This is a genomic window from Streptomyces alanosinicus (assembly GCF_014650595.1).
GTDB lineage: Bacteria > Actinomycetota > Actinomycetes > Streptomycetales > Streptomycetaceae > Streptomyces > Streptomyces alanosinicus.
In genome coordinates this window covers 1-3,146 of record NZ_BMVG01000116.1, presented here as the reverse complement: position 1 = coordinate 3,146, position 3,146 = coordinate 1, and the positions used below count along the sequence as shown (strand labels likewise).

Below are 3,146 nucleotides of genomic sequence, written 5' to 3'. Positions count from 1 at the left end.
GCAGCGACACGAAGTGGTACATCGTGTTGCCGCAGGAACCCGACGACCTCCATCCGGAGGGGACGCCAGAGATGGTACTGAGCCGCGCGGCAGCTGTAGAGAACGGCCACGTGGCTCACACCACCAACGTGGTCGCAGTAGCAGAGGTGGCGGTTGGGGCTGTCGCCGTCATCGTGGTGACCTGAGCCGAGGTAGGCACAACGCCGTGACGGCATCGGTCCGTAACGGCATTCCGGGGGCTGGGGCAAAAACCGGCCCCCGGATCTCTCCGACTATTCGGCCGCTTCAAGCGACCGATCCGTAAAATGCGCCGATCTACTCGATCTTCAGTTCTAATCGACCCGCTAGACAGTGATGAGGGATAATGGCCGAAGGTGTACGAGGCAATGAATTCATTCCCCTTCTGGGTGATGCGTCGGATGGTCCGGGTGACTACATCCGTGAGGTTGCATGGACGAAGCGAGCGTTGGAGAGGTGGTTGGTAGACCCGGGATTCCGCAAGCGCTTTACGGAAGACGCAGCGCAGGCCCTGCGGGATATTGGGGCTCCGCTGACGCCGGACCAGGTCCGTCCCTTCCTTGCAGGCGAAGAGGAGTCGGTCGCTGGCGATCGGAAGATGCCGATCTCGGCGCGGCGCTACCAGGCCTTCTTGCAGGAGAAGCTGGACCATCGCGCACAATTGCGTGCCCACGGCCAGACCACCACAGACCCGCGCGTGGCCACTTGGCGGGCCCGCCAGATGAAGCGATGCGCTGGGGAACTCGGCATATCCCGTTCGCAGGCCATCGTGCATGCTCCGGCCGCGTTCGAGCTGTCCAAAGGCTGCACTGTCGGCTGCTGGTTCTGCGGCGTGGCCGCACCGAAGTTCGATCACACATGGCCGTACAACGATGAGAACGCCGGGCTCTGGCGTGACATCCTGCGAGTGATGGATACGACCGTTGGCGAGCCGATGCGTGACGCATTCCTCTACTGGGCGACCGATCCGCTGGACAACCCGGACTACGAACGCTTCCTCACAGCCTTCCACGGAGTTCTCGGCCAGTGTCCGCAAACCACCACGGCCATCGGCCATAAGGACGTGGAGCGTACCCGGCATCTACTCGAGCTGGCGCGCGCACACGGTTCCAAGGTCGATCGTTTCTCGATCATCGCCGTCAGCGCTCTGGACAAGGTCCATGAGGCGTTCACCGCCGAAGAGCTGCTGCACGTGGAATGCATCCCGCAGAACAAGGGAGCATACAAGTCGTTCCGGAAGTCCAATGTCGGCCGTGCCCGGAATTTTGCGCACAAGCGGGGCGACGAGTTGGTGTCAGAGGACGCCAGCTCCACGATCGCCTGTGTCTCAGGCTTCCTCTTCAACATGGTCGATCGGAGTGTCCAGCTGATTACACCATGCGATGCCTCCGACCGTTGGCCACTGGGCTACTGGGTGCTGGACAAGGGGACCTTCGACAGCGCCGCGGAACTGGGTGAGCTCCTCGAGTCCATGATCACCAATAGAATGCGAACCCGGCTGCGCTTGCAGGATCCCGTGAGTCTGCGCCCAGACGTGAAGGTGACCGTGGCCGACGGTGAACTGCGAGCAGTCTCGCGCGGGCAACGCCTGACACTCGTACAGGCGGATCTGGACGACCTCGCCGACTGCCTGACCCAAGGCGTGGCCAGCGTTGAGGACCTGGCCGTGCGCCGTGAGCGCCGTGCTGGCATCCCCCTCACGCAGACCCTTGCCTGGCTCAACTCGCTTTTCGACGAGGGGTTGCTGGATGAGGAGCCCGAGCCCCTCGCCTCCAAGCCCGCTCCGGTGACCCTGGGGATGCCTACCCGCGCGGCCTCATGACGGCCGCACCCTGCATGGCTGAGGTCGACGGCGCAATCAAGCGGGATGGCGGCCCGACTTTGGTACAGGCCATGAACGCGCGCTTCGAGGGCCCTATGGAGCTGAACAGTGGGCATGTGCTGCCCGGCTTCGACCTCTCCTACGAAACGTACGGACGGCTGGACCGGGACGGCGAAAATGCCGTCCTGGTCTGCCACTCGCTCACCAAAGGTGCTCACGCAGCCGGTCGCCACATCGCGCAGGATGCCCACTCCGGCTGGTGGGACCGGGCGATCGGCCCCGGGCACATGCTCGACACCGACCGGTACTTCGTCGTCTGTTCTGACGTGCTTGCGGGCGGGGCCTCCACAGGTCCGGCGAGCGCCGACCCGGCTACCGGCTGCCCCTATGGGGCAGACTTCCCGGTGGTCACGATCGAAGACATGGTCAATGCACAGCGGAGACTGATGCAACATCTCGGGATCGTACGACTGCACGCGGTGATCGGTGGCTGCTTCGGCGGTCAGCAGGCGTTGCAATGGGCCATCTCTCACCCGGATGCGGTCCGCAACGCCGTCGTCATCGGTACCGGTCCTGACACCTCCGCTCACACCATCGCGATCTTCTCCGTGATGCGTCACCTCATCCGGAACGACCCGAACTTCAACGACGGTGACTACTACGCCGGCCCAGGTCCGGTCCGCGGCTTGGCTAACGCTCTCGTGGCCGCCGTACCGCTGTGGATGAGCCGTGACGCGATGGGGCGGCGATTCGCCCGCCGGACCATGGCAGGGCAGCCGCCCCGGTACACGCTGGAGCCGGAATTTGCGGTCGAGGCGTTCCTCAACTCCATCGCGAACCAGCCACGCCCCGCTATCGACCCCAACTCGCTGCTGTATCTGATGCGCGCAGAGGAGTACTTCGACCTTCCCGGCCGCTACGGCAGCCTGGAGGCGGCCCTGAAATCCGTGAGCGCCCGCACCCTTTTCGTCAGCTACCGCACCGACTGGCGCTACCCGTCCGAAGAAACGGACAGGATGCACCAGGTTCTACTGCGCCAGGGCACGCACTCGCACCACGCCGTCTTGGACAGCCCCTTGGGCCACGGCGGATTCATCTACGAGGTCGAGTCGCTCGCCCCCGAGGTCGTGCCTTTCCTAGCCGAGGAGGACACGTGATGACACCCGCCCAACTACGCGGTACTGCGTGGGAACAGGTATGCCGACACATCGACGGCGTGTCGATCGGCAGCACCATGGCCTCGCTGTGATGGCGCTCTCTGAATTTCCCCACTCTGTGATCTCTGGGTCGCCAAACCTGCTCAGTT

Annotated in this window: 3 protein-coding genes; all 3 read left to right on the top strand. The window is 64.0% G+C overall.

The genetic code is table 11. The features are described from left to right. Nucleotides 1–185, top strand: a 185-nt coding sequence (locus tag IE277_RS46410) for a hypothetical protein (protein WP_189960143.1), incomplete at its 5' end; no start/stop codon positions are given. 179 nt (nt 186–364) lie between these two features. Continuing rightward, entirely contained in the window at nt 365–1,840 is a 1,476-nt protein-coding gene (locus IE277_RS46405) for a radical SAM family RiPP maturation amino acid epimerase (protein ID WP_189960141.1), read from the top strand. Between the two features lie 14 nt (nt 1,841–1,854). Beyond that, on the top strand, nt 1,855–2,997 hold the full coding sequence (gene metX / locus IE277_RS46400; protein WP_189960139.1) for a homoserine O-acetyltransferase MetX: 1,143 nt from the start codon (nt 1,855–1,857) through the stop codon (nt 2,995–2,997). The last annotated feature ends 149 nt before the right edge of the window (nt 2,998–3,146 follow it).